Origin of the sequence: Sinorhizobium prairiense, assembly GCF_029201645.2 — a bacterium.
In the GTDB taxonomy this organism is placed as follows: Bacteria; Pseudomonadota; Alphaproteobacteria; order Rhizobiales; family Rhizobiaceae; genus Sinorhizobium; species Sinorhizobium meliloti_A.
Genome location: NZ_CP104132.1, coordinates 705,449 through 732,416 on the forward strand (window position 1 = coordinate 705,449; position 26,968 = coordinate 732,416).

General features: G+C 59.1%; 17 protein-coding genes and 4 pseudogenes. 14 read left to right on the plus strand and 7 right to left on the minus strand.

The window, feature by feature from the left end; genetic code table 11:
- Nucleotides 1-32: 32 nt before the first annotated feature.
- The 5 genes and pseudogenes from potE to N0Q91_RS23060 all read right to left on the minus strand — a co-directional run bounded on the left by potE (nt 33) and on the right by N0Q91_RS23060 (nt 8,914).
- A pseudogene (gene potE, locus N0Q91_RS23040) lies at nt 33-1,390 on the minus strand (putrescine-ornithine antiporter).
- Between the two features lie 26 nt (nt 1,391-1,416).
- Nucleotides 1,417-3,780, minus strand: coding sequence for an ornithine decarboxylase (gene speC / locus N0Q91_RS23045; protein ID WP_275598364.1), 2,364 nt, complete (start codon nt 3,778-3,780; stop codon nt 1,417-1,419).
- Nucleotides 3,767-6,037: an Orn/Lys/Arg family decarboxylase gene (locus N0Q91_RS23050; protein WP_275598365.1), complete on the minus strand. Its 2,271-nt coding sequence runs from the start codon at nt 6,035-6,037 to the stop codon at nt 3,767-3,769. The genes speC and N0Q91_RS23050 overlap by 14 nt, the downstream gene beginning before the upstream one ends.
- Nucleotides 6,038-6,217: 180 nt before the next feature.
- Nucleotides 6,218-7,144 (minus strand): cation diffusion facilitator family transporter, encoded by a 927-nt coding sequence (locus N0Q91_RS23055; RefSeq protein WP_275598366.1) that lies wholly within the window; start codon nt 7,142-7,144, stop codon nt 6,218-6,220.
- A 1,080-nt stretch (nt 7,145-8,224) separates the two neighbouring features.
- Nucleotides 8,225-8,914 (minus strand): haloacid dehalogenase type II, encoded by a 690-nt coding sequence (locus tag N0Q91_RS23060; RefSeq protein WP_275598367.1) that lies wholly within the window; start codon nt 8,912-8,914, stop codon nt 8,225-8,227.
- Between the two features lie 605 nt (nt 8,915-9,519).
- On the opposite strand from N0Q91_RS23060, the gene N0Q91_RS23065 reads away from it, so the two are divergent.
- The 5 genes from N0Q91_RS23065 to N0Q91_RS23085 all read left to right on the plus strand — a co-directional run bounded on the left by N0Q91_RS23065 (nt 9,520) and on the right by N0Q91_RS23085 (nt 14,456).
- On the plus strand, nt 9,520-10,521 hold the full coding sequence (locus N0Q91_RS23065; RefSeq protein ID WP_275598368.1) for a phosphotransferase: 1,002 nt from the start codon (nt 9,520-9,522) through the stop codon (nt 10,519-10,521).
- Nucleotides 10,522-10,529: 8 nt separating this feature from the next.
- A complete protein-coding gene (locus N0Q91_RS23070) occupies nt 10,530-11,900 on the plus strand; it encodes an aspartate aminotransferase family protein (RefSeq protein ID WP_275598369.1) in 1,371 nt (456 codons plus the stop codon).
- Nucleotides 11,901-11,990: 90 nt separating this feature from the next.
- On the plus strand, nt 11,991-12,674 hold the full coding sequence (locus tag N0Q91_RS23075) for a GntR family transcriptional regulator (protein ID WP_275598698.1): 684 nt from the start codon (nt 11,991-11,993) through the stop codon (nt 12,672-12,674).
- Between the two features lie 308 nt (nt 12,675-12,982).
- Entirely contained in the window at nt 12,983-13,510 is a 528-nt protein-coding gene (locus tag N0Q91_RS23080; RefSeq protein WP_275598370.1) for a GNAT family N-acetyltransferase, read from the plus strand.
- A gap of 790 nt (nt 13,511-14,300) precedes the next feature.
- Nucleotides 14,301-14,456: a hypothetical protein gene (locus N0Q91_RS23085; protein ID WP_275598371.1), complete on the plus strand. Its 156-nt coding sequence runs from the start codon at nt 14,301-14,303 to the stop codon at nt 14,454-14,456.
- A 6-nt stretch (nt 14,457-14,462) separates the two neighbouring features.
- On the opposite strand, the gene N0Q91_RS23090 is transcribed toward N0Q91_RS23085, so the two are convergent.
- The gene (locus N0Q91_RS23090; RefSeq protein WP_275598372.1) at nt 14,463-14,738 is read right to left on the minus strand and encodes a hypothetical protein; all 276 of its coding nucleotides are present in this window, start codon (nt 14,736-14,738) and stop codon (nt 14,463-14,465) included.
- Between the two features lie 383 nt (nt 14,739-15,121).
- Between N0Q91_RS23090 and N0Q91_RS23095 the strand changes: the two genes are divergently transcribed.
- From N0Q91_RS23095 to N0Q91_RS23135, 9 genes and pseudogenes are all read left to right on the plus strand, one after another.
- Nucleotides 15,122-15,841 (plus strand): response regulator, encoded by a 720-nt coding sequence (locus N0Q91_RS23095; protein WP_275598373.1) that lies wholly within the window; start codon nt 15,122-15,124, stop codon nt 15,839-15,841.
- Nucleotides 15,841-17,277, plus strand: a complete 1,437-nt coding sequence (locus N0Q91_RS23100; RefSeq protein ID WP_275598374.1) for a sensor histidine kinase — start codon at nt 15,841-15,843, stop codon at nt 17,275-17,277. Before N0Q91_RS23095 ends, N0Q91_RS23100 begins: the two co-directional genes overlap by 1 nt.
- 888 nt (nt 17,278-18,165) lie before the next feature.
- Nucleotides 18,166-18,558, plus strand: a complete 393-nt coding sequence (locus tag N0Q91_RS23105; RefSeq protein ID WP_275598375.1) for a c-type cytochrome — start codon at nt 18,166-18,168, stop codon at nt 18,556-18,558.
- Nucleotides 18,559-18,633: 75 nt separating this feature from the next.
- Nucleotides 18,634-19,104: a (2Fe-2S)-binding protein gene (locus N0Q91_RS23110; protein ID WP_275598376.1), complete on the plus strand. Its 471-nt coding sequence runs from the start codon at nt 18,634-18,636 to the stop codon at nt 19,102-19,104.
- Between the two features lie 10 nt (nt 19,105-19,114).
- Nucleotides 19,115-21,285: pseudogene (locus tag N0Q91_RS23115) on the plus strand (xanthine dehydrogenase family protein molybdopterin-binding subunit).
- Nucleotides 21,286-21,888: 603 nt separating this feature from the next.
- Nucleotides 21,889-22,620 (plus strand): helix-turn-helix transcriptional regulator, encoded by a 732-nt coding sequence (locus N0Q91_RS23120; protein WP_275598377.1) that lies wholly within the window; start codon nt 21,889-21,891, stop codon nt 22,618-22,620.
- A gap of 208 nt (nt 22,621-22,828) precedes the next feature.
- Nucleotides 22,829-23,899: a class I SAM-dependent methyltransferase gene (locus N0Q91_RS23125; protein ID WP_275598699.1), complete on the plus strand. Its 1,071-nt coding sequence runs from the start codon at nt 22,829-22,831 to the stop codon at nt 23,897-23,899.
- A gap of 170 nt (nt 23,900-24,069) precedes the next feature.
- A pseudogene (locus tag N0Q91_RS23130) lies at nt 24,070-25,304 on the plus strand (hypothetical protein).
- A gap of 59 nt (nt 25,305-25,363) precedes the next feature.
- A pseudogene (locus N0Q91_RS23135) lies at nt 25,364-25,886 on the plus strand (GNAT family N-acetyltransferase).
- A 96-nt stretch (nt 25,887-25,982) separates the two neighbouring features.
- On the opposite strand, the gene N0Q91_RS23140 reads toward N0Q91_RS23135, so the two are convergent.
- Nucleotides 25,983-26,954 carry a GlxA family transcriptional regulator gene (locus tag N0Q91_RS23140; protein WP_275598378.1) on the minus strand — a complete coding sequence of 324 codons (972 nt, stop codon included), beginning with the start codon at nt 26,952-26,954 and terminating at the stop codon, nt 25,983-25,985.
- Between the last annotated feature and the right edge of the window lie 14 nt (nt 26,955-26,968).

The following is a 26,968-nucleotide window of genomic DNA, read 5'->3' on the forward strand; positions in this document are numbered from 1 at the left end:
AATGTCAATCCTCCCCATCGTTCTGCTGACAGTCACACCGTCCGCAATTGCCCCGTGCTAGTCGTAAATCTCGGTGCGATGAGGCCATAGATGATGAAACCAATGCCCGTGACGAGCATGCCGCCAAGAACGGCATCCTTACCCGATGCATAGATGGCGAAGACGCTGTAGAGCATGCCAATCATGGCGATTGCGGCGTTCAGGCGGAACTTGCGTTCCGGCACTCCTGCAGCCCTCATCATGACGAAGAGTGCGGAAAGGGAGATTATGTATGGAAGCACGTTCGTAACCACTGCGAGATTGACAAGCGCCGCGAACTGTTCGCTCAGTGTCGGCGAGATCGTCATCAACGCGAGCAGAGATTGAACGACACCCATCACGATCATCCCTGTTACCGGTGCACCCATCTCATTCACTCTCGAGAAGAGAGCCGGGAACATGCGCTCGTCGGCAGCGGTTCGTGCAGTCTGCGCGATGGTGAACTGCCAGCCGAGCAGCGAGCCGAGGCAGGCGAGGACCGCGAGCGCCATGATGGCCGAGCCGATGGCCGGGCTGAACATGGTGGCGTAGGCGAGCGCGAAGGGTGCAGTCGATGCGGCAAGGTCTGCATTCGGCACGATGCCCTGTATCACCGTCGTGGAGAGAATGTAGATTACGGCAGCGCCAAGCGTACCGAACATGCAGGCGAGAGGCACATCGCGCTTCGGATTCTCCACCGCGTCGGAGTTCTGCGCAGCCGATTCCATGCCGAGAAAGGCCCATAGAGTTAACGAAATGCTCGATCCCATGCCCTGAGCGAGGCTCATATCCTTGGGATTCCAAGCAGCGGCGAAAGTCTCTGAAGAGAACCAGGCCCAGCCGATGATCGATATCAGTCCAACTGGAATTATCACACCCCAGACCGTGACCGAACCGATTTGGCCGGTCACACGCGGGCCTCCGAAGTTGGCAACGGTGGTCAGCCACAACAAGGCAATCAGGCTTATGCAGGTCATAATCGGAGTAGTCGTTAGCCAGGGAAGAAACCCGCGAGATAGCCGACGGCAGAAATACCGATCGCCACATTGCCGACCGCAAGCGATAGAAAATAGAGGAAGAATACCAGGAAGTAGCCCGGCTTGCCGTAAGCGTCCTCGGCATAAGCCGACATCCCGCCGGGCCGTTGATTAAACAGGCCCGCCTGAGCGAATCCGTAAGCTATCGCCATTGATCCTACCGCAGTGACCAACCAGGAAAGGAGGGAAATGGCTCCGACCTGCGCCATGTTAGCCGGCAGCATTATGATCCCTGAGCCCATCATGTTCACCGCAACGATGAACGTTAGTTGCATCAGGTTCATCTTCTTCTTGGTTGCGGCGGCTGCTGCAACATTAATCGAGTGTTCAGACATGGCCCCAGTCCTCCCCTGCGAGGCGGTCACTCGCGCACGACGTACGTATGGAACTTGATGCGTTCGTCGACTCGTTCTTGAAACACGCCTTGGACCTCATAATTGAAACCCGGAAAGTGGTTGAACGATTCCTCGAAAGCCAGGAAGTAATCGCGCATCGGCTTTGCTTTCTCGTCCCAACGCTCTCCGGGAACAATGACGCCAATGCCCGGAGGATAGATGAGGGCCAGCGTCGCGGAGATCCTGCCAATCGCTCCATCCAGCGCCACATAGTCGACATCGTTGGCCACCAATGCTTGGTAAGCCTCCTTCGGGGAAATTGCCTGCTCTGGGAAGCTCTCGGCCCGGAAGCACAATCGCTGCAGTTCCTTGATGCCGGCCTCCCGATAGAAGTTGTGCATCTCGGTACAGACCTGACGAAGCGTGTAGCCCGCATAGCGATCTCGATTTGCCGCGCATATCGTCGGCAAAACTTCGGCGAGGGGCGCATCGCGATCCCAGAGGTTCTTGAACTTGACCAGCTTGGCGATGAGCGTGTTGAGCTTGCTCTCGTCCTCTGCCGGAGTCAGCAGGAAGAGTATACTGTTAAGGTCGCACTTCTCCGGAACCACGCGCTGTTCACGGAGGTAGTTCGCGACGACCGTCGCCGGAACGCCGAAGTCGAGATACTCGCCAGTTTTCCGGTCGATGCCGGGCGTCAATAGAGCAAGCTTGTTCGGATCCACCATTGCGTATCCGTCCGCGTACCCTGTATAGCCGTGCCACGACGCCTCAGGGCCAAACCGCCAGCACTGCTGCTCACGCTTCAAGACCTCAGTTGGAAGATCCTCCCATCGAGTTTCGGCGACGTCTTCCGTGTGCTTTGAGTCTGAGATCGTCACGGAATCGGGCACGAATGGATCAAAGAACCATTGTTCCTGAGGCCCAGGACCAGTCGCCTCGTAATGGCGAACGAACTCGCGCAACTTCTTGCGCGTTTCAATGCCGAGCTCAATGCAGCGGTCCCAGAGCATCTCGCCCGCCTTCCCCTCGTGGACTTTCGCGTTAACGTCGAGCGAGGCGAACAGTGGATAGAACGGCGAAGTCGAGACATTCATGAGGAAGGATTCATTGAAGCGCTTGTGCTCGATGAAGCGGCGCTGATTGCGGATGTGTTCGTCACGCTTGTGGATCTGCGAGGCTTGCGAAAATCCCGCGCCCTGCTTGTGAACCGATTGCGTCGAAAACAGTCCCGGCATCTCGGGTCCGAGCGGCTCAATCCGCATCGGACTGTGATTCTCGAACAGAGGATGGAAGGCGTTGTACCCGATCCAAGCTTCGTCCCAGAGGACGTAGTCGCAAAGGTGCCCTATCTTTTCCATGACTTTGCGAACGTTGTAGATGGTGCCGTCGTAAGTCGCGAGCTGAATGCAAGCGAGGCGGAAAGGCCGCTCGGCATTCGCTCGCGCCTTGTCCGCCACCAGGGGATGGTCTGCTATTCGCTTGCGCAGATGTGCCTCCTCCCACGCCTCCCAGTCGACCGCACCGATCATTCCGAAGGCGTTTCGAGCCGTCGGGAGATAGATCGGGATCGCTCCTGCCTGGACGAGCGCGCCCTGGTGAAGCGACTTATGATTGTTGCGGTCGAAGAGTACGAGATCGCCAGCGCGGAGCACCGCATTCGTGACCACTTTATTAGATGTACTCGTGCCGTTCAGGATGAAGTAGGTTCGGTCCGCACCAAAAATCCGCGCGGCATTCTTTTGCGCTTCGACTGCGGGCCCCTCGTGGATCAGCAGATCACCCAGATCGACATCGGCATTGCAGAGGTCGTTACGAAAGATGCTCTCTCCGAAATACTTGAAAAAGAGTTGTCCGGCCGGCGACTTGCGATAGAACTGGCCGCCTTGGTGGCCGGGGCAATCGAAAGCGATATTCGCCTCCCCGTCATAAGCCATCAAACCACCGAAGAAAGGCGGCAAGAGCGTTTTGCCATAGTTCACCAGGCTCGAGATGATCTGCTTGGCATAAAAGACGGGGGTCTGCTGCCCCAGATAGACGAAACCGTCGACCTCGCCCGCCAGTTCAACCGCAGCGATATCCGCGATGCCGCGAGCGTCTGCCAATGCCCATAAGGGCGTGCGGAAACCGATCTGTCTGACCGATCGAACAAATTTGCGAGCGTCATCGATCCTATTGCCTTCCACCGAGCCGATATAGGCGCCGACCGATGCGTCTTCCGACACATCCAGCGTGAAATTATCTCGTATCTCGACCTCGAAATTCGCCGCTGCAATTTGCTCGAGAAACTCCCTTGTCTGGGCGTTGGTCACGTCCACGATGGCGACAACCTTGAGCAATTTGTGAAATGGAATCGCCACCGTCGGTGCCTTGACATCACGCGGGATCATGGCGCCTCTCCTCGACGATGCAATCCACGAGGTAGCGCCGCCCACCATCGTTGTGCGTGAAGCGGAGCCCGTGGATGTCTGTTTCAAAGCCGGGGAACTTGCGGTCGAAGGCGCGGGCATAGACCAGATAGTCCTGGATTGATTTGGTGGCAGCGGTGATACGTTCTCCCGGCATGATGAGCGGAATCCCCGGCGGATAGGGGACAATCATCACCGCGAGCGTCCGCCCCATCAGCGCGTCGATATCGACGCTTTCTACGCGTCCCTTGACCAAATGGTCATAGGCATCCGCAGGCCGGAGCGCCATATCGGGCAGTAGCGTGTACATCTCCCGCTGGGCTTTCGGCATGTCGTCCTTAAGGTAGACTTGATGGATCTGCTCACACAGATCCCGCAGCCCCATTGCCGCATAGGCCTCCGGATACGCAGCCGCAAGCGCCGGTAGAGCGCGCGTGAGGGGCGCATTGGCGTCGAAGAGATCTTTGAAATTCATGAGTTCGGTGATGAGCGTGCTCCACTTGCCCCGCGTGACCCCCATGGAGAAGAGCACCAAGAATGAATAGAGCCCGGTCTTCTCGATTTCGATGCGGCGAGAGGAGAGGAATTTGGTGACGACGGCGGCCGGTATACCGTGCTCCTGCATTGTTCCGTCGGCCAACAGCCCTGGCGAAAGAATGGTGACCTTGATGGGATCGACCATTACGTGGTTCTCGATCAGCTCCCCAAAACCATGCCAGACATCACCGGACTTCAGGACCCAATCAGTCTTGGAATCGCTTGGCGTCTCATCGGCAATGGAAGGCTCCCATACGTCGAACCACCAGGAATCTGGCATCTGTTTCCTGGCGTTGTTCATGGCCCTGCGGAAGCTGATCGCCTCGTCCAGGGTTTCCTGAACCAGCGCCCGGCCGGCGGGCTGCTCCATCATCGCCGCCGCCACGTCGCACGAGGCGATGATGCCATATTGAGGGGAGGTCGACGTGTGCATCATGAAAGCTTCATTAAAGCGTGTGATATCGAGCCGTTTCGTTTCGGCGTTTTGCACATGGATCATTGAGGCCTGAGAGAAGGCCGCGAGCAGCTTGTGCGTCGACTGGGTGGCGAAGGTTATCGCATTCTGAGAGCGCGCCGGCTGCGCCGAGGAGATCGCATGATAGCCATCATAGAACTCGTGGAAATTCGCGTAGGCATACCAAGCTTCGTCAAAGTGGAGGATTTCCACGGCATCGCCCAGTGATGTCTTGATCCCGTCGACGTTGTAGCAAAGCCCGTCGTAGGTGGAGTTGGTGACTACCATCAAACGAACCTTGCCGCTCGTTTCGCCGGCAAACGGGCTCGCAGCGATCTTTTTTGCAATGGCTTCGGGTGTGAACTGATCCTTGGAGATCGGGCCGATGATGCCGAGCCCGTTTCGTGACGGCGTCAAATAGATCGGGGTTGCGCCGGTCATGATCAGCGAGTGCAGGATCGATTTGTGGCAGTTGCGATCGCACAGGACCAGATCGCCCCGGCTTACCGTGCCATGCCAGATGATCTTGTTGGCGGTCGACGTACCGCCTACCACGAAGAGCGTCTCATCCGCGCCGAATATGCGAGACGCATTTCGCTCCCCCTCGGCGATCGGCCCGACATGATCGAGAAGCGAGCCGACGCTGCCGACCGAAACGGAAATATCCGATCTCAGCGTGTTTTCTCCAAAGAAGGCATAGAAGAGCTGCCCGACTGGGCTTTTGCGAAAGGCTACGCCTCCACCATGGCCCGGCGTGTGCCAGGAATAGGCGCCATGAAGCGTATAATCCATGAGCGCCTTGAACATCGGCGGAGGAAGGCGATCAAGGTAGTTGTGCGCCGCACGCACGATGGTCCGGGCCATGAACTGGGGAGAATCTTCGAAAAGGCGCATGAAGGCATTGGCGTGGCGCAACACGTTCGCCGGCACCATCTCTGCGGTTGTGTCGTCGCCAAAAAGAAAAATTGGCAGGTGGGTGTTCTTTGAACGCTTGGCGGACAGTACCTCCGCCAGAACCTCCCACCGGGTCGCGTTGTCCTCGGCCCCGTCGACCGAAACTAGCCAGCAGGATTCGGTATTAAAGATATGCACAAGCCGGCGCGCATCCTCATATGTGAGGCCTGCCACAACGCGAAAGCCTTCCTTTTCGATCGCTTGTGCCAGATTTCGCATGCCGCGGCCGGTCGCGTTCTTGCCTTCAAAGTCTTCATCAATGACTGCTATCGGGAATGCCTTGTAGAACTCCATGGTCCCCACGCTCCCCTGCGACTAGGCGTACGCCCGATTCAACATAGACGCGCGGCGCTGATCCGTCGTTGATTCCAATCAAAATCAATTTGCCGCAGGTGCGGCGTGCTTCGACTTGGGCCTTTCACGATAGAGGGGTTCGGAAGCAATTCGCGGGCAGGCAACGCCCCGCGGGCATATTCACTCGGCCCATTCGAGATCCGCAGTGAAGGCGATCGTCAGCCAGCGGTCGTGGCCCTCGCCCCCAATCGCCGCACCGACCTCGTCGCGGACGCGATCCCATGCCTCGATACTTCTCGGCGGCAGATTTTGAGGCACTATAAAGTAGAGCTCGATCTGCGTGGCCCGCCCGACCTTGGCGACGTAGGCGCGATAAGTGAGGAACCCCTGACGCCGTACCACTTCGCCGGCAACGCGGTCGATATGCGCCTTGAGGTCTCCTGGCGTAATGAGCAGGATGTCGGACAAGGCCTGCCGCACAATGCCGATCGGCAATGGGATAATCACGATACATACCAAGGCCAAAACGGCCGGATCCACATAGGCGGAGATCCAGCCAAGGGGAGTTCCGCGAACTCCATAGCCAAGGAGGAAAGCCAGCAGGAGGGCGAAAGCGATGCCGCCCGACATTATCCAGGCCTTCACATCGAGTGCAATGAAATCCGACTGCAGCTTTCGGTTTACCCGAGCGCCGGTCACCGCCATGATCGTACAGGCGACGACGGTGAAGGCAGCATAGACGATCGCAAAGCCGAACTGCAATTCGTGGCCTCCCCGCAAGACACTGATGACGGCGTTGATCAGCGCATAGATCGCAACCACGATCAGCAGCGTGCCGTTCAAGAGGAGAACGATTGGCTCTAGATGCCAGAAACCCATGGTGAAGCGATCACGCATTCTGCCGGGAAGCGTGTCGCCTGTCGCCGACCTGGCGATGAGACTGGAAACCCAGAGGGCCATTACCGTCATACCGGCATCGGCAAGCGAATAGACTCCGTCAAAGGCAATGGAGAAGGAACCAGACAGCAGGCCGAAGACAATGCCAAACGCCGCGACAACAGCGGTAGCGGCTATAGACATACGCAGGAAGCTTGCCTCGTCGAACATTCGCGTCCCCCAAATGCATCGTCGCCGGATAGGAATTCCGCGACAACTCTTTTTTACCCGAACGTTGAAGCACATGCACACTCATGGATTCTCGCGCATTCGCCCTTTGCGAGGCAAGGCGACCCGCGCATAGCGTCTCGCTTCCCTTCGCGGACCGTTGGAAGGCTAGTCTCGCGTGCTTATCGCTTTCATAGGCGAGGTCTTCCAGCGCGAACGGTGGCCAGAACGGTTCGCAGGTACGGTGGGTTGATTTCCGCTTGTGGCGCATCCCTGCCATGGCGGAGGTCGGCCTTTGCGCCACAATATCAGACGCTGTCGGCTGCAGTAGTCCGGTCGAGTTCAACATAATGATCAAGATGCCGAAGCCACTTGCGCTCGATGGCGGATGCGATGTCGATATCATTTTCGCGCAGATACAGGACCACTTGGCCGGACAAATCTGCGGCTTCATTCTCCAGTGCCTCACGCGTGCCCCTGACCCATCCGCGTCTGGTTTAGCTCTGCCGCCAATCAGCAGATGTTCGGCTGTCAATTCGCCAAGTTCCTCCGTCAGCTACAGCAGATACCAGTCCGCGCCACGCAGGATATTGTGCACTCGTGCGTAAAGCTCTCCGACTTGACCTATCCGGTCGCAGCTCTTTGAATGTGGCGCTCATTCGATCCCCGGCAGCAATAAAAGACTAATCGAGAAATACCAAGGGTTTGCGACACGGCCGTTGCGATGGCCCGCAAATGGCGCATCTTACCCATTCAGCCTCCGACGTCGAAACTCCGCTCACCACCCGGTCCAGTCATTCCCGCACGCTTCGCGGACGACCGCTGTACGCCCCAATATCGGTCGTTGAGGAACAGCCCCTGTTATTCGAAGCGGACTCGATAGCGGCCGCGCAACGAATGCATCCCGAGAGCGACGTGCCGTTGCGTCACGTTCGGATCACACCATCCTCTAACGCCAGCAGGTCACTCGTGCGGAAGGGGTCCCCGGAAATGCCGTGCTTTGCTCCCCTTCGAACGATAAAGAGAAGGGGCGAATGAACCGCCCCGGTCTCATCGTAGCAACAGTGCCTGAGCGCTAGTTTTTCAGGCGCGCTTGAGTACGGGCTCCAGGCCAACGGCGGCGGCTAACCCGCCGATATCCTCGATCTCGGTATATTCGTAATAGGGATTGGCTGGCTCATGGCCGCGGTTGACCCAGACCTTGCTCTTGATGCCCAGGTCATAGGCGGTCATCAGGTCGTAGCGGAAGGATGAGGACACATGAGTAATGTCTTCGGGCCCGCAGCCGAGCTTGTCGAGCATGTATTCGAAGCCCTTCATCAGAGGTTTGTAGGCCCCAACTTCTTCTGCCGTGATGACCATATGGATGGGCGCGCCCAGCTTTTCCACGTTCGACATGATCAGGCTGTTCATGGAGTTCGACAGGATGACCAGCGGAATTTCCTCGGCCACCCTGGACAGGCCAGCCGGGACGTCCGGGTGCGGACCCCAAGTTGGCACTTCGTCATAGATGCGTTGCGCGTCTTCGGGTTTGAACGGGATACCGATGCGTTTGCAACTACGTTCGATGGAATTGTGCACCACTTCGAGGAAAGGTTTCCATGGCCCTAGCACCTCGTCAAGGCGATAGCCTCGAAAAGCCTCGACAAAGCCGGCCATCGTTTCTGGGGAGAGGCGCTCGGCGTAAACGCGTCGCGCAGCGCCGGCCATATCGAAATTGGTGAGTGTGCCGTAGCAGTCGAAGGTGACGTACTTCGGTCGAAATCGAGTCATGGCGTGTATTCCTTCCAATTTTCACGGCAGAGTGTGCCTATACAAGGTAATGGTGCTCGGCATGCCGCCTGTCTAAAGAGGTCGCGGCGCCGATAGACCGCAATGCTGCAGCGTATCTGATCAGTTTCATTGCCTTTGCCTTTTTTTGGTCTCGGGCCAATTCCGCCCAGCGGAGCACTCCAACTGGGTTGCTGCACTCCGGCCAGAGGGAGCACACTGGCATAACTTTGTGGCGATGGCAAATGATTGTCCAACAATTTCCAAACAGCCAATCGTCCTGACGCTTGCCAACAGCTTGAGTGCGTCGTAGTTCAAACAATACAAATTGCGCGGTAATGCTCTGACGACCCCTGCATTTTGCGCGGTCGTGTGCCTACTCACCAGAAAATCTCGCGCAGTCGTCAATCTTCTTTCGGCAGAAAAGACTGATCTCAACGGCAGAAATCTCTATCCAAAAATAAAATTGTTGTACAAAAAATGGAAAGTGAGATACTAAGGCCTCGAGCTGCCCATTCCCGAGGCAGGATCTGAATGAGTTAAAGATGGGTCACAAGCATCAGTGTGGGCCAGCCCGCGTCCCTGAGCTTTCCGAGGTGTGCCACCCCGTGGGCGCTGCGGAAGCCGAAGAAATCGCCGCACGGCTGTATCGCGCGCGAGGCTCGGCCACGCGCTTTGAAACCGAGAAAGACGACACCTTCCTCCTCAACTGCGCGGCCCGGGGGAAGTTTGTGCTGAAGATCGCTCATCCTTCCGAGCGGATGGAGGAGCTCGATTTCCAGGTCGCCCTGATGCGTCATCTCGAGCAGCGGGCGCCAGATCTACCCGTCCCCCGTGCACTTCGCGACGCCGACGGTGTGGATTTGCCCATCGTCACCACCAGGGCCGGCGAGCGGCGGGTGGTGCGGCTCATCACCTTCCTCCAAGGTACTCCGCTCGACCGGACATCTGCCACAGCCCCGCAGCGCGAACGGATCGGCGAAATCCTGGCAAAGCTGCGTCATTCCATGGCCGATTTCTCGCATCCCGCAGACGGCCGGGCGCTGGCATGGGACGTCACCCATCTGCTCGATCTCGCCGATCTGTTGAGTTTCATCCCCGGGGGCGGCAAGCGGGCCTGGACCGTCCGCGCGCTCGAGCGGTTTGCCGAAGTCAAGCCGAGCCTCGACCTGTGCCGGCGGCAGGTGCTCCACAACGACTTCAATACGTCGAACCTAGTCGTCAATCACGCCAGCCCGCAGTTCCTGACCGGCGTCATCGACTTCGGCGATGCGGTCCGTACCGCTGTCGCCGTTGATGTCTCCACGGCGTTGATGAATCAAATGCCAAAAACGTTCGACCATGGGAACCGGCGTGACCTGTTCGACGAACCGCGCGACGTTCTGCGCGGCTATCTCCGCCACGCCGAACTGACGGACGAGGAACTTCGGCTCATCCCCTTCCTGTCGATGGGCCGTCTTGCGGTCCGTGCGCTGCTGACGTGCTGGCGTGCCGAAATCTTCCCGGAGAATAGCCGCTATATCCTGCGCCATACCGAAGCCGGCTGGGCCCACCTCGAGTGGTTCCACTCGATTTCGACCGCACAGATTTCCGATCTTCTGACACGATAGGAACCGTGATGTCCCAGCAATCGACTACCCTGCCCAAGGGCTTCCGTGGCGACATGCCAAATGGCTTCAACCCCCAGGACACGTCTCATCTCACAAGCGAAGATTTGGCGCATATCGCCAGGCGGCAAAGGCTGCTCGGGCCCGCTTATCGACTCTTCTACAAGTCGCCGGTCGAGATCTCCCGTGCCAAGGGCGTCTTCCTCTATGACAGGCACGGCGACGAATATCTCGACGCCTATAACAACGTGGTATCGCTGGGTCACTCTCATCCACGCGTCATCGAGGCGATCCAGAAGCAGCTCGAGGTACTCTGTACCCACACGCGTTACATGCAGGAGCCCCTGCTGGACTATGCCGAAGCCTTGATCAATACGTTCGGTGGCGAACTCGGCCGAACCGGATGCGCGATGTTCACATGCACCGGCTCGGAAGCTAACGATCTCGCCTTGCGTATCGCGCGTTATCACACACGTAAGACCGGCGTCATCGTCACGGCCGACGCCTATCACGGCAACAGCGGCGCGATAGCGGCAATCTCGCCGTCGCTCGGCAAGAAGTCGGCTCTGGATCCCTATGTCCGCACGGTCGCCGCGCCCGATTCCTACCGCCTACCCGTCGAGGAAATCGGCCGGCGGATGGCGGAGGACGTCGCACGGCAGATCGCCGACATGGAGCGGCATGGCGGCGGCCTGGCGGCCTTCATCGCCGACTCCGTCTTCTCCTCCGATGGTCTCTATGTCGATCCGACGGACGTATTGGCGCCGGTGGCGGAAGTGGTGCGTAAGGCAGGCGGCCTGTTCATCGCCGACGAGGTGCAGTCCGGATTCGGGCGGACCGGCACCCATTTTCGGGGTCACTCCCGTCACAAGGTCGATCCGGACATCGTAACAATGGGCAAGCCCATGGGCAACGGCTATCCCGTTGCCGGCGTGGTCCTGCGGCCCGAACTCGTCGCCGAATTCGGATCCAGCATGCGCTACTTCAACACGTTTGGCGGCAACTCCGTCGCTATTGCCGCGGCAAGAGCCGTGCTCGACACGATCGTCGAAGAGGGCCTGTTGGACAACGCCGCCAAGGTCGGTGGCGAAATCCTCGACGGCCTGCGGGACCTGCAGAAGAAATATGAATTCGTCGGCGATGTTCGCGGGGCCGGCCTCTATTTCGCCGTCGAACTCGTCAGGGATAAAGACCGGAAAACGCCGGACATGGACCGTGCGCTTGCTGCCGTCAATGCATTGCGCGACCGGCGCATCCTCATTTCCGCGACGGGAGCGGACGCGCATATCCTCAAGATCAGGCCCCCGCTCATCTTCACATCGGCCAATGCGGCGCGTCTCCTCGAGGGTGTCGACGAGGCGCTTCGGTCCGTGCAGATCTAGGACCCGGGCGGCACAATATCATCTCCCTTGCCCTATGCCGCCGCATGTGGCGTAGGTATGAAAACAAAATCAACGAGCAAAGCCACAGCCATGCCGACGCTGCACGCCACGAATCAAGCCGAAGATCTTGAGATGAAAGTCGAGCCCATGCCGGCTAGCGCGGTGGAAACCCTGACACACGCCTTGCGACGGCGCATCTTGTCGGGAGATTTCCATCCGGGCGAGTTCCTTCGCGATGTGAAGATGTGCGAGGAGCATTCGACCTCGCGGCACACATTCCGTACAGCAGCCCAGGTGCTCGTCACGCAGGGCCTGCTGCGTCAGATACCGAACAGAGGCTTTGTGGTGCCTGAATTCGGGCCCGACGATATCGTCGATATCACACGCGTGCGCGGCGCCATCGAAGGCGAGGCCATTCGTCTGATCGTGCTGACCGGCGTCATCCCATCTCAGGCGCTGGAGGCGGTCGAGGTTATGCACAGGTCGACTCTATCCACCGACAGATCCCTGTTGGTTGGCGCGGACCGTGACTTCCACCGCGCGATTATCGCCGCTAGCGGCAGCGCTCGGCTGAAGCGAACCTATTCAGACCTCGAGGGCGAGATCGAGCTTCTCCTCGCACAGCGGCAGGATTTCTACGCCACTGCCGAAGAAATGGCGGAAGAACACGAGCGGCTCATCAACAGCTTGAAAAGCCGACACTATGATACGGCGCGGGAGGCGTTCCAGGAGCACTGGGAAGATCTCCAGATCAAATTGCTTGATCAACGCTGACCAGCGCTCCGCGCCCATAACCGGCGAGGCGACGCTGTGGATGCCGGCGCCGCCGGTTCGACGCGGAGCAAGCACCACCTCGGGTGCTTCCTCTCCGGCTGGGACAAGATGCTGGTCGATGCCATGACGGTGCGGATGACGCTCAAGCCGCAGAGCCTCAGCCGCGTACCGGCCGGATTCCTCGGCCCATCAGCACAAACTCGGGACGAAAGGTCAGGTTGGCTCTTTCGATTTCGCGTGGAGGGTGATGCAACCTCGAAGCGCCCAGGCGGAGCCGCCATTTGCCAGTCCGCAAAGGATAAAACACCATGACCCGCTTCTCAGCGCCTACCGCCAAGGCTAATGATGGCGCCATGTATATTCGCCCCGCCTCATCCGCAGACGCTCCCGCCGTCTGGTCAATTATTGAACCCATAATCCGAGCGGGAGAAACCTATGCGCTTGATCCCAACCTGAGCCGGGCAGAGGCTCTCGCGTACTGGATGGGAGCAGACAAGGAAGTCTTCGTTGCCGAGCAAGCGGGCGCCATTCTCGGCACCTATTACATGCGTTCCAATCAGGCGGGCGGTGGTCAGCATGTTTGCAACTGTGGATACGTCACAGCACCTAATGCGACCGGTAAAGGCGTTGCACGTAGTTTGTGCGAACACCCAATGGCAACCGCCCGCGCCCACGGGTATCGGGCGATGCAGTTCAACTTCGTCGTGAGCACAAACCTGCGGGCCATTTCGCTATGGCAGAAAATGGGTTTTGAAGTCGTGGGCACATTGCCCGGCGCGTTCAGGCACCCGACACATGGCTACGTTGACGCCTTCGTTATGTATCAAGCGCTATAAAGGCAGTTGGCGTTCGCGATGTAGAGTGAGATGCTGTCCTGCCCGTGCGGTCGCGGTGACAGTTGCGTCCTTGGCCGTTTCAGCACCCGCCCGCCGCTGGCCGCGATAGGACGGTGAGTGGATGAGGCAGATCGCACCGTCGAGTCTGACATGCGAGTCCACGCAGTTTTTAACCAAGATCAACCGAGTGCCTGACTGACCAGCGCGTAGTTGCGGTGATACGTGGGTCTGCTTTGCCCGCACGCGGTGAGCCATCGTGCAAAAATCCTTGGCGCGCGCTGCGCTGCGTGTGATTTTCGCAATTGGGTGAACCGCTGGGAGATCGCCTCCAGGTTCGGCAGCCAGAGCACCCGTGACGAATTACGGTCGAAGCTCCGATGTTCACGCTGCGGAAACAAGAGCAACAATGGTTGGCGGCTCGGCAGGATCGACCGCGATTCGGAGTGGGTGGATGTGCAATCGATACCGCATCGAAGTCGCATTTGATGAGTTGTGGCATGCGGCGCGCCGGCATAACGACATGACCAACCGGGCTAGCCCGACAACGGAAATATTCCCCGACAAGCAGGGCGTGTGATCCGCAACAACGCCGATGGCGAGCGCGAGCTGGTCAATCTGACCTGGGGCATGCCGTTGCCGCCGACGGTCACAAATGGCAGGCCCGATTACGGCGTCACCAACATTCGCGACCTCGACTCTTCCCATTGGCCCCGCGGGTCGGCGAGCACGAACTGTTCGCCTTCTCACCTGCGAGGCCAACTCAGTCGTCAAGCCGATCCATACGAAAGCAATGTCCATCATCCTGACCGAGCCGGAGGAAATCGAGCTGTGGCCGACGGCCGATTGGAAGGACGCCAAGGCGCTGCAGCGGCCGTTCCCTGCAGAGGCGATGACGTTGCTGCCGGTTGAGCAAACAGAAGCTGGTCAGCAAGCGACGCTCTTCTAAGTGTTCTCAACGCTGGCGGCTGAGTCCCTGGTAGTATCCACCTTCACCGCCCTTCACGACCCGTTGAACCGGTTTCACCGTGCTTGGGAAGCCATATGTGGCGGAATTCGTCCTGATGCCGCCGGTCGCGCCATCGTCGGTATTCTTGGCGGGCGAAGCGGCTCGGCTCTTCGCATTGATATCAACGCCTTCGTAGTAGTCGAAGGCGGCGAGCGCGGGTCCGAAGCTCGTAAGCGTCCCAAACGAGACGATGGCGGCTGCGATATAGTGCTTGGTAGTCATTGAATTCTCCTTGTGCGTGTTCGCCATCGCGCCCTTGCTCGGGAGGTGTTAGGGCGCGATGGCGACGAAGTCCGAACAGATGCGAGGGAACCGCGAGGCGTCGGACAGGAGAGACCCTAGAGGTAAGTTGTCGCGTGGTTATGCGAGTGAATGTGCTGTTCGTGGCAAAGTGTATCAACGACGTTGGGTGGTCTTGGATGCTCGTGCCGCCGCAAATTCCCCGATTTAGTCATGTTGCCGGGCAACATGGGGCGTACAACAGAATGCCATCGTCCAGGCCGAGGTTTCGCAGTTGACACTGTTTGATACACTTTTTTGAATGCGGAGCCTGGGCGCTGGCGATATGTGTTTGTAAAGACAACTCCGCCCCGGACGAGAGCGATATGCAACCGACGCCTCACATCGCCGTTGTGGATGATCATCGCGATATTCGCGACCTGGTCGGGAAATATCTCACACAACAGGGCTACCGTGTTTCCGTCGCGGAAAGCGGCGAAGCGCTTCGACGCCTCTTGGAGAAGGGCGCCCCCGATCTCGTCGTGCTGGACATCATGATGCCTGGCGAGGACGGCCTGACCGTCTGCCGTCAGTTGCGCACGACGACGGAGCTGCCGGTCATCTTTCTGACGGCGATGGCAGACGGGACGGACCGGATCGTCGGCCTGGAACTCGGCGCCGACGATTACATCACCAAGCCGTTCAACCCGCGCGAACTCCTGGCAAGGATCCGGGCGGTGCTGCGGCGCGTCAACAGCCTCCCGCCCCAGCGCGGAAGGATCAAGGCCAAATCGATACGCTTCGACGTCTGGGAACTCGACACTGGCCGCCGGGAGCTCCTCGGGCGCGATGGCGTGAGCGTGGCGTTGAGCACGGCGGAGTTCCGGCTGCTCAATGCCTTCCTGGAGCACCCCGGTCTGGTGTTGAGCCGTGACCAGCTACTTGACCTGACGGCTGGACGTGCGGCCGAGAGCTTTGATCGCAGCATCGACAACCAGGTCAGTCGGTTGCGCAAGAAGATCGAGAGCGACCCGAAAAATCCATCTTTGATCAAGACGCACTGGGGTGGAGGATACAGCTTCGTGGCGGAGGTAGAAACCTACTGATGCGGTGGTGGAGGAAGAGCCTCGCGGCTCAGTTCATCTGTTTTCTGTTGATGGCGCTTGTGTTGTCGCAAGTGATCGGGTTTCTGATCTCCTGGGACGAACGCGACAAGGCTTTGCGTGCGGCATCGAAGGGTGAATTCTTGAGCCGTACGGCGTCGCTTGCAACTCTGCTCGAGTCCATTCCTCCAGGTTTCCATACCGATGTCCTGCGGGCAAGCGGAACAACGTATACACGCTTTTGGATGTCGGGACACGATCCCGTCGATACGCTCGCCTGGCGAAAACAGGCAGTCGCGCAACTGGAGGAACCGCTACCCAACCTGCTCCCAGCCTATCGCCCGCCTGAGCTAACCTCGGCTGCGCCAGCCAAGACGCCGTCAGCCAAGGGCCTCCAGCTTTTCGAGAGGGCGATTGCCTCTGAGGGCTGGACGCGACTTTCGACTGACGTATGGAGCCTGCCCCGGTTTGCCAAGTTTCTTCCGCTGGGCGATTCCCACGGCATGGGACTTGCGGTCCAACTCAGCGATGGGCGCTGGCTGAACTCCGTCTATCGCAAGACGATGCCGAATCCTTTCTGGAACACGCAGTCCCTCGTCTCGCTCGCCGTCACCGCGACAACGCTTGCGTTGATCGGTGTCTTCGTAGCTAACCGCATGGCAAGACCCATGCGCCGGCTGGCAGGCGCCGCGGAGGCTCTCGGCAGAGGCCAATCCGTCGAGCCACTGCCGGAAACGGGTCCCGATGATATCCGCAGGACGACGGAGGCCTTCAACCGGATGCAGGCGCGACTTACGCGCTTCGTCGAGGATAGGACGCGCATGCTCGCTGCGATCAGTCACGATATTCGCACGCCGCTTACTTCGCTGCGTCTGCGGGCCGAGTTCGTGACAGATAGCGACGCTCAGCAGAAAATGATGGCGACGATCGGCGAGATCCAGACGATGACCGAGGCAGCGCTTGCCTTTGCACGCGAGGAGGCCGTGACGGAGCCAACCCGTACCGTCAATTTGACGGCTTTGATCGAAAGCCTCTGTGACGACCTTGCTGACCTCGGGCAGAATGTAACATTTCTCGATAGCCCCAAGATCACCTATCGCTGCCGTCCGGACGGCCTCAGGCGCGCCGTCCGCAACCTGATCGAAAACGCCGTGCGCTACGGCAACGAGGCTCGCGTCCAGCTCAATGAGACGCCCTCCTCCGTTCGAATCGCAATTGAGGACAAGGGGCCCGGGATTCCCGAAGCAGATTTCGAGCGTGTTTTTGAGCCATTCTTCCGACTGGAGTCCTCGCGAAATCGCGAAACAGGCGGGGTTGGCCTAGGCCTGTCGATCGCCCGGGCAACCGTTCGCCACCACGGCGGCGACATCACCCTGTCGCGACTGAAGAATGGCCTGAGCGCGACGATAACGCTTCCCAAGTCGGATCGAGGCGCTTGAAGCGCTGCTACCTTGGCTGTGGATAAGGCGTTCCGGCCGCCCTTGCGCGGATAGCGGCAACCCTACCGTCCAGATCGGCGACGAGCGCATACCGCATCCCGGCGGTGCAATGGCGATGTGTGCGGCCGCGCCCTTCCCTGATTGGCGGCTTTTCAGCTTGTGTGCCGCAATGACGGTTGCACGCCGTAGGCCTGAGCCGGCGCCAGCTTCAGGCACGGCGCTTGTTTTTCGGCGCTTGCTGTCTGAGCCGCGCAAGTCTCTTCGGTAAGGTCAGCCGCCGGAACAATCATAGCGGCGCAAAGGATCGAAGCTGCACTCAGCAGTAAACCCGCTAATACATTCGCCGCTGGCCGCGCACCAGCTTCACGGCGATCACGAAGATACCCAGGCTCACTCTCGACGAGTTTACGTTTCATGCTTCAGAACTTTCTTGAGGGATGATTTGATGGTCGAAGCTTAGCCGCAACTTGTCGCAATATTTTCCCAGATTCTATGGTAATTGTATCAGCATGTGTCGGCCAGCTTAGTGTAAGGTGCCGGAAATATATTCAGTCCGAGTAGCGGCCGAATATGCGTCAAAAATAAAGCTCCCCAGAGCCGAAATTCAGCTTGACACTTTCACCAGGGAAAACTCGCGCGGGCGGAGCAAAGCCGCAGCGCCAAACCAACCGTCGTGGCGTGGGAACTCGATCGCCCTGCGCCTGTGGCATCCGGCCAGCCTGTCTCGCGCTCGGCCTCATCCAGCATGTTTTGAGATAATTCGTTACAACTCGGCAGTTCCACCGGCAAATCTCTGCGACAAACGCCAACTATCCTTCGGTTGTCGAAGCGATCTGCACGGGAGGTGTTCGTGCCCTGCCTCGCAGCCGCCAACTCCGAGGATTGTTCATGAAAAACAAGCATCTGATCTCCGCTCCCATTCTCGGTGCCCTGCTCTGGCCTGGCGCGAGCCCGGCACAGGAACCGGCGGCTACCGCAGGCGAGAGACTTTTCCGCACCCGCTGCGCCTCCTGCCACAGCCTGAATCCGGGCGAAAACCGTGTCGGTCCGCATCTATCCGGGCTCGTTGGCCGCTCAGCCGGCAGTGTGGAAGGCGCTCGCTACTCGAAGGCACTCAGCACATCGGGATTCGTCTGGGACGAAGAGCGTCTGCAAGACTACTTAAACAATCCACGCCAGGCTGTGCCGGGCACCACGATGAGCGTCAGCATTCGCGACGCGGCGCAGCGATCGGCGATCATCTCCTATCTGCGGAGTAATCCTGGCGAGACGACCCAGTGAGGCAAGCATGCGACTGGTGAACGTTCAAGCAATCGCTGGCGGTTCGCCGCCGCTAACCCGGCAAGGAAAGGTATCATGGCTCAATTGACCATCAACGGCGAGACGCGGAATATTGAGGTAGATCCCGAGACCCCCCTTCTTTGGGTACTACGCGAACAGGTAGGTCTGACCGGCACCAAATTCGGCTGCGGGATAGCGCAATGCGGCGCCTGCACAGTCCATATAGACGGTGTTGCGACGCGCTCCTGCGCGTTGCCGGTCAGTGCAGTAGAATCAGGTCAAAAGATCGTCACGATCGAAGGCCTGTCCGAGGACGGCTCCCATCCGGTCCAGCAGGCATGGCTGGCGCTCGACGTTCCACAATGTGGATACTGTCAAGCTGGCATGATCATGGCGGCCGCCGCCCTCATCAGCAGCACGCCAAGTCCGAGCGACGACGATATTAGCGCCGAGATTACCAACATTTGTCGCTGCGGGACCTATAACCGCGTCCGCGCCGCCATCAAACTCGCCGCTGAAACCGCCAGCGCATCCCAGAAAAGATGAGGACCTGACCATGACAGTCGCAACCTTGTCGCGCCGCAAATTCCTCATTGGCACCGCCGCCACGGCCGGCGGCCTCTCGCTCGGCTTCCATGTGCCCTTTGCGGCGCAGGCTGAGGGCGCTCCGCCGTCCTTCCTGAGATCAACGCTTGGGTGCTCATCCGCCCGGATGACACCGTGGTGATCCGCATCGCTCGTTCGGAAATGGGCCAGGGAACATTGACAGGTCTCGCACAACTTGTGGCCGAAGAGCTCGAGTGCGATTGGTCGAAAGTGACCACCGAATATCCCACTCCCGGGGACAGCCTAAGGCGAAACCGCGTTTGGGGCAGCTTCTCGACCGGCGGCAGCCGCGGTATTCGTGAGTCACACCAATATGTGCGCGAGGGCGGAGCGGCCGCACGGCAAATGCTCATCTCAGCTGCCGCGAGCCTTTGGGAGGTGTCCGCTGACGAGTGCTCGGCCGCGAACAGTGTCATCACCCACGCTTCTTCGGGTCGCACCGTCACATACGGCACGGTCACCTCGCTAGCCGCACAGATGCCGCTGCCGACGAACATCGCTCTAAAAGCACCGCGGGAGTGGAAGATCGCCGGAAAGCCGCTACCGAGGCTCGACACGCGCGACAAGCTCATAGGCAAACAGATTTATGGCGTCGATCTGACGTTACCGGGCATGTTGAACGCCTCGATCAAGGCCTGCCCGGTCTTTGGAGGCAAAGTTGCAAGCTTCGACGCGACGGTCGTATCTGGAATGCCCGGCGTACGAAAGGTCGTCCAGGTCGATGACACGGCCGTTGCCGTCGTTGCCGACACGTGGTGGCAGGCGCATTCCGCCCTTAATGCGCTGCCGATCGTTTGGGATGAAGGCCCGAACACGAACGTCACCAGCGAAACGATTGCCGCGATGCTGAGAGAAGGACTGGATGCGGAGGACGTCGTCGCTGGCACGGCGATCGGCGATGCGCGCGCCGTGCTTGACGGCGACGCCAAAGTGGTGACGGCGACCTACTCCTTTCCGTACCAAGCCCATGCCACCATGGAGCCGATGAACGCTACGGCGCGATATACGACGGACAAATGCGAAGTCTGGGTGCCAACACAAAACGGAGAGATGAGCCTTGCCGCCGCGGCCGAAGCATCCGGCCTGCAGATCGAGCAATGCGAGGTCTACAAGCTCCACCTCGGTGGCGGCTTCGGCAGGCGCGGCAACTATCAGGAATACGTCCGTCAGGCCGTAAAGCTCGCCAAGGAACTCCCGGGCACACCGGTGAAGCTGATCTGGTCGCGCGAAGAGGACATGCTTCACGGTGCCTACCACCCGGTAACGCAATGTCGTTTCAGAGCTGCGCTCGACGCCAGTGGTAACGTGGCTGCTCTTCATATGCGGATCAGCGGCCAGTCAATTCTGTGGCCACTTCGCGCCGAAGTGCGCGAAACCGGTCGCGATCCGGCCGTCTTCCAAGGTCTGAACGATGGCGGGACGGAGGGCGCCTTTGGCTACACCATTCCCAATCTCCTGATTGATTACGCCATGCGCAATCCGCCAGTTCCTCCCGGTTTCTGGCGTGGGGTCAACCTCAATCAGAACGCGCTTTACGTGGAGTGCTTCATCGATGAACTGGCGCATGAGGCCGGCATCGATCCACTCGAATTCCGCCGCAAGCTGCTCGTCGACCATCCCAAGCACCTTGCCGTTCTCGAGGCAGTCGCCGAACGGGTCGGCTGGGAAAAGCCGGCAGGAAACGGGATCCATCGCGGTCTTGCCCAGATCATGGGATTCGGCAGCTACGTCGCAGCCGCGGCGGAAGTCTCGGTCACAGACGGTCAGCTTAAGATCCACCGCATCGTCGCGGCGACGGACCCGGGCCACATTGTAAATCCCGCCCAAGCCGAGCGGCAGGTGGAGGGCTCGTTCGTCTATGGTCTTTCCGCCTGTCTCTATGGAGAGTGCACGATCAATGGCGGTCGCGTCGAACAGGAGAATTTCGATACCTACGAGGTCATGCGTATGGACCAGATGCCGCCCGTCGAAACCATTCTCATGCCATCGGGGAATTTCTGGGGCGGCGTCGGCGAGCCGACGATCGCGGTAGCGGGACCAGCGGTTCTTAATGCGGTCTTTGCGGCCACTGGCAAGCGCATCCGACAATTGCCGTTGAAGAACAACAGCCTCGGCGCTTGATGGGTGGTGGTGGCGAAGGCATCGCGCGCTGCCGAGGCGCCTTTCAACGACGCTTTATGAGACCGCCCGTTCAGGGCGCCCGGATGATCTGTCCTCTCGGCGCAAGCTTCAGGGACGAGAAACGAGGCTCCCGACGCGACCGCGGGTGATGGTGCCGCAGCCATGGCGAGTCAACCCCGAAAGCTGGCTTAGGCAGCGGCGCTATGGGCGCACCAGTGATCTGCCGCTCGAGATAGAGGATTGTCAGCTCGGCCAAGTGGCCGAGCGTTACCTGGAGGTTCGAGAGCGGTTGAATACCCCGACCGTGACGATGCGAAAGAATTGGATGCCAGCTCAATACCTACCCGCCGGGCCCCCTCCTGAGTTCTTGTTAGCTCTGACGCCGACGCCGAAGGTAAGAACACCAACTCCCCGTTTTTTTACCCCAAGCCCTTCCACCTCATCCAACGTCAACCCAATGAGATTGCGCACTGGCGACGATTTCGGCCACTTGCATCTTCCTACAATTTCGCTGCCCGAGCGCTGCCATTAAGATCCGGTTCTCCGATCTGAACAGTCAGCGTCGAAACACAGAGCGATGGCAGCAAACTGAAATTTCCACCGATGGTCGACAACCGCAGACTCTCACTGTCCCTGAGGACGCTCCACGCAGCGAAGCATCGCGAGGACCTTCACCCCGCATTGCGCAAACTTTGCGTGCGACACGGCCTGTCGCACATGACATTGCTTGTGGTTTGCACCGGAGGCAGGTCGGGTTTGTACCCCGACTACTGCACGACATATCCAGATACGTGGACTGAGACATACATCGACAAGGGCTATTTCGACATAGACCCGGTGATTGACGTCGTCCGTTGGGGGTTCCTCCCGGTGGACTGGTCCTCTCTCGATCGGCGGTCAGCACAGGTCTACCAATTGTTTAAGGAAGCGCGTTCGTACGATATTGGCCCCTATGGCTTGACGATCCCCATCCGAGGCTCGAAAGGCGAACGGTCTCTCTTTTCCGTGACCTCGAACCTGCCCAAGCGCGACTGGTCGCGGCTACGCGCTTCGAGCATTCACGAGCTGCAGATCCTTTCCCACTATCTTCATGAGACGATGCTGTCTGCAAGCGGTCTTCGAGAGATTGGCCGCTACCGGAACCTCTCCAGGCGCGAAAGCCAGTGCCTTCAGCTTCTTGCAACAGGTCGGATTTCCAAACAAATAGCAGCGGATCTAGGCATCTCAGAAAACGCGGTGAAGTTGTACCTGCGATCGGCAAGACAAAAACTCGGTGCTTTTACAAGTTATCACGCCGTTGCCAAGGCAAGCTTCCTCGAGCTGATCAAAATCTGACCGCGCCCGATCGCATTCGCGGCCCGTCCCTCTCTTTCGACATTCCCGGAACGGTCAACCTCCCGAATTAGGTAGATTGGCTACCCGCTCCGCTCGGTCCACAGATGAGATCGGAAGCTCACGCATGGCAGATGCGGGCGGCAAATAAAACATCTCGACGATGGCTGAGATGAAGCACGCCACCCGACGGCTATATCGGGAGGTAGCGATGGTGGATCGAATAACTATTGAACACTGGCGGAATGCTCCCAGACTTACCGCGTTCGCAGAGTTCTTCGAAAGAACCGCCAGCGGAAAGGGTGGAGCACCGGACCTTGCCGAACCGAAGATCGACATGAGCCTGCTCGACTTTGATCTCGAGAGCGCAATTTTCGCTGATACGCATCGGCGTCTTTGGGGTCATTTTGACAGCCATTACTTTGCCAGTATTCCCTATAGGCTTGAAGAGGAGTGCCGTCTGGGTGCTGCACTACTTTCCTTCACCTTAAGGACCTGGGCGCGCAACGCCTCCCCAACGACAATATACACGTTGGGCACGGGCACCGGTTGCCTCGCGCGCACGCTCGCCACGCTTGGCGATGGTCGCATCGAGGCGCTCTGCTGCAGTCCAACCGCAGCCAATCGAGCGTCGTTCTTCGCGAACCGGGGAAGCGAGCACGCGCACTTCTTCCACGGCCCATTCTTTGAGTTGGACGACGATCGATACGCGACCGACAAGGATCTTCTCCCATTTCGGGGCGGCTTTGACGTGCTGTTGGAAGACGCGACGTTTCAGATGTACGACCGTGATCGGCTAAAGCAGCTGGAGTTCGTTGTTCCCCGCATCCGGTCTGGCGGTCTCCTCGTGCAGGTGCAGAAGCTCGCGCATGAAGACCGCGACATCTATGAGGAACGCGAGCGGCAGAAGGACGAGCTTTTCAAGTCCCGATTCTTCTCCACAAGTCACATCTCCAAGAAACAGGATGAAGTCCTCAACACGATGACGGATCTTCAAGTCGATCTGGCGACCACGGTAGCCGCTCTGCGGGCGTTTTTCCGATACTCAGTGCTGACCTGGAACAGCGGGAATTTCTACACCATCGTGTCATCCAACTCCCGCGCTTCCATGTTGGAACTGGTTTCGCTGATGGTGAAGCCGGCAATTCCACCGAACTATTGCTACGAACGTTTGCCAGCGGCGATCGTCGACACCGAGGCAGAGGCCTTGGCTCCTGATCTGAGGTGGCGTAGCGCGAATACCATGGTGCTGCTCGCCCCGAAGTTCGGCGTCATGAAATGACGATAATCGGAAAGGCCGGCGAGCATTGCAGCGCAGCCGACGTGCGCCGCACGTTGTCTGCCTTGATGCCGCACCTTACCTCCTATTGGGAATGTCCCCTTCGACACTACGCGTCGGTTGCCCACGACGTGGAGAAATTCCATTCCGAGTGTTGCGCGCGTCGCCATGCAATGGAGCTGCTATGCCGTTGCGTCGAGCGGGCAGCTCTCAGATCCGGTTACGACCCTGAGGAAGCTCGAAGCGCCAGCCTTCAGTTGATGGGGGCACCGGTACTGCAGACCGGTCCGCATTGCCTGCTGCTGATCGAGCCGGATGCGTTCTACACGCATCTGTTCAGCCTGCTAGGCCTGCAGGCCCATGGCCGCGAATGGTACATCACCTATCATGCCTCGACGGTCAGTTTCTCGGAAAAGGCAAAGAAGGGTCCGGGCTGGCTCTGGCTTCAAGACGAGCCCCTCAACGTCTTCGGCTTACCCCGGAGCCGAATGGATTCATTCAGCATCTGCGGGTTGAATGGTCCCTATCGCTTCGCGCTCTCGAATGCCAAAGGCGATCCGGCACCAAATGCCACTGCCGCCGGTCTCCTCGGCGAACTGCCGCCGGAGGAATTTGCTTCTGCGACCGACGCAATCAGGGCGGCCAATCAAACCCTCTGGCGCGGCAAGCTCCCCTCCCCATCAAGCTGCTTCAGCTCGATGATTTCGACATCGCAGACCTGGTCGCCGACCATCTCGAAGACGCTGGTTCCTGGATGTCGGCTGGTTTCATCGGAGACGGAAAGCTCGCCGAGAGCATCCTGGATTCCATGGATCGCCTGAACATTGGACCGTGGCAGGGTTGGGTCCGCAGGACGACCGATCTCTTCTGGCGCATGGAAAAAGGGAGGATTGTTCCACTCCGCCTCCAGGACAACGCCCTCAGGGCCAAGTGTCCGTCGGACTTCGAAGTGAAGTTCCGGCCGGACAGCATCGCTGCGGCGCTTCGGCAACGAGCGATCGTGCCGAGCCTGTACACCGTGTTCCTGGTGACTTCAATTTTGCCCGGCGTGAGAGCGCTTGGGGGATGTCGCCAGACGATCTACTACCCGCTTATGCGCTATCTCACCGCCATCGGGCTTGAGCGATCGGGTGATTTCGATTTCCTGACCGAAATGCGTGAGGACGACCAACCTGGGCTTTGGGGCCATCGTGTCTTGAAGCCTCTCAACGGCAATCCCTTCCAGGAGATCAAGCTTTTCACAGGAGCCGAGACGCCTCTTGAAACATACGCGGCGATGCCTTTGGTGCAATCGAGCGGTGACCTCGCAAGTTTCATCAGCGATCCGATTTGGGCGGACCTTTCAGGGCACATCGCCAGTGGAGCTATCACCTTGGGGTCCGAGGAGTGGCAGTGGTCGGGCTCGTGATCGAGGATGCTGAGCGGCTTCGATGCTGGGATTTCGTCCGACCTGACCTGGAACTTTTGTTGGAGGTCGATGTGTCGATTGAAGAAGAGGCGGTAATCAGACGCCTGTCAGTCCGGGACGTAGACGTGTTTCGCCGCATACGCCTGGAGGCGCTTTCACATGAACCGCTTTCGTTTGCGAGTGTATATGGCGATTGGGTCCATCTCTCCGACCGCGAATGGCGCCGACATCTCGACCAGCCAGTTTTCGCCGCATTCTTGAATGGTGAGCCCGTCGGCATGATGGGGCTAAGATTTGAGCGTGCAAGGAAAATGGCGCATCGTGCAAGGCTTGTCAGCGTGTATGTGCGGAAAGGCGAACGAGGGACCGGGGTTGCGGCAACCCTTTTGCATGAGGTTACGGAGCATGCACGAGACCGGGGAGCACTGCAGCTGGAGCTTGCCGTAAATGCCGAGAATTCGGCAGCGATACGCTTCTATCAGCATCACGGATTCCTCAGAGGTTGGCCGCATTCCGAACGGCTTACTGGGTCACGATGCGGAGAATGACGAGTTAATCATGGTCCTGCGCTTGAAGAGATAACCATTTCCGTTCGTTTCACTTCACTCGCCTCATTAGGCCCAATTGACGGACATTTGTTTTAGTATGAGTTCAGCTGAGCTTTGCGTCTAACATGGCTCACCTGTTCGTATGGGTCTCACGGAAGAGTCGCGGCGTCACCCCGAAGCGTCTTTGGAAGACCTGCGTGAAGCGTGCGGTCGGCGCAAGCCCCACCCGCCTTGCGATTTCCTTCAACGGAAGTTCTTGGGAGAGCAAGATACGCGCCGCGTCCAGCCGCACGGTCTCGATATACTGTGCCGGCGTCTCGCCGATCGCGGCGACAAACCGTCTGTAAAACGTCCGCTCCGAGAGGCCAACCCTGGCTGCAAGGCTCGGCACATCCAGCGCGGTATCGAGATTGGCTTGTGCCCACACCAGGAGATCTGCGAGAGGAGCGTCGGCTTTCGCCTGGGCAAGCAGCAGCGGGCTGAACTGAGACTGATAGCCGGGACGGCGTGTGTAGAGGACTAGGCGCTTGGCGACTCGACCGGCAAGCGCGCTGCCGAGGTCCTCGCTGACCATGGCGAGGGCCATGTCAATACGGGTGGTCACTCCCGCCGATGTCCAGACGTTGCCGTCGACGACATAGAGTGCATCGGCGTCGACCGTAAGGGAGGGGTAGAGTCGCGCGAGCGCTTCGCAGGCGCTCCAGTGTGTGGCAACACGCTTACCGTCCACCAGTCCCGCCGCTGCGAGCACAAAGGAGCCGGCGCAAACCGACCCGAGTCGTCTGACGGACGAGGCGCTCCGCGACAACCACCGCCCTAATTCCGGCGTCCGGGTTGCTGCCGTGACCGCGCCGGCCTCGGCCCCGGCCACCAGGATTGTGTCAACCTCTCGTGGCACCTTCGCCAGTGCTTTGGTTTCGACGACGACCCCGCTGCTACTCGGCACCGCACCGCCGGTCGGCGAGGCCAAATGCACGGCATAGCGTCCAGGCTCTCCATCCTCTGCGAGTGCGTGGTTGGCGGATGCGAAAACGGAAGCCGGGCCGGTCGCATCCAGCAATTCGAAGTCTTGATAGACGACAATGACGATATGATAAGGCACTGGCAGGATTTACC

What these genes read in the sequence shown, in the direction of transcription:
- N0Q91_RS23080 (WP_275598370.1), top strand. Translation starts at nt 12,983, where the DNA reads ATGACCCGCTTCTCAGCGCCTACCGCCAAGGCTAATGATGGCGCCATG.
- N0Q91_RS23060 (WP_275598367.1), bottom strand. Translation starts at nt 8,914, where the DNA reads ATGACTCGATTTCGACCGAAGTACGTCACCTTCGACTGCTACGGCACA.
- N0Q91_RS23090 (WP_275598372.1), bottom strand. Translation starts at nt 14,738, where the DNA reads ATGACTACCAAGCACTATATCGCAGCCGCCATCGTCTCGTTTGGGACG.
- N0Q91_RS23075 (WP_275598698.1), top strand. Translation starts at nt 11,991, where the DNA reads ATGCCGACGCTGCACGCCACGAATCAAGCCGAAGATCTTGAGATGAAA.
- N0Q91_RS23110 (WP_275598376.1), top strand. Translation starts at nt 18,634, where the DNA reads ATGGCTCAATTGACCATCAACGGCGAGACGCGGAATATTGAGGTAGAT.
- N0Q91_RS23095 (WP_275598373.1), top strand. Translation starts at nt 15,122, where the DNA reads ATGCAACCGACGCCTCACATCGCCGTTGTGGATGATCATCGCGATATT.
- N0Q91_RS23050 (WP_275598365.1), bottom strand. Translation starts at nt 6,037, where the DNA reads ATGGAGTTCTACAAGGCATTCCCGATAGCAGTCATTGATGAAGACTTT.
- N0Q91_RS23105 (WP_275598375.1), top strand. Translation starts at nt 18,166, where the DNA reads ATGAAAAACAAGCATCTGATCTCCGCTCCCATTCTCGGTGCCCTGCTC.
- speC (WP_275598364.1), bottom strand. Translation starts at nt 3,780, where the DNA reads ATGATCCCGCGTGATGTCAAGGCACCGACGGTGGCGATTCCATTTCAC.
- N0Q91_RS23125 (WP_275598699.1), top strand. Translation starts at nt 22,829, where the DNA reads ATGGTGGATCGAATAACTATTGAACACTGGCGGAATGCTCCCAGACTT.
- N0Q91_RS23120 (WP_275598377.1), top strand. Translation starts at nt 21,889, where the DNA reads ATGGTCGACAACCGCAGACTCTCACTGTCCCTGAGGACGCTCCACGCA.
- N0Q91_RS23085 (WP_275598371.1), top strand. Translation starts at nt 14,301, where the DNA reads ATGTCCATCATCCTGACCGAGCCGGAGGAAATCGAGCTGTGGCCGACG.
- N0Q91_RS23100 (WP_275598374.1), top strand. Translation starts at nt 15,841, where the DNA reads ATGCGGTGGTGGAGGAAGAGCCTCGCGGCTCAGTTCATCTGTTTTCTG.
- N0Q91_RS23070 (WP_275598369.1), top strand. Translation starts at nt 10,530, where the DNA reads ATGTCCCAGCAATCGACTACCCTGCCCAAGGGCTTCCGTGGCGACATG.
- N0Q91_RS23055 (WP_275598366.1), bottom strand. Translation starts at nt 7,144, where the DNA reads ATGTTCGACGAGGCAAGCTTCCTGCGTATGTCTATAGCCGCTACCGCT.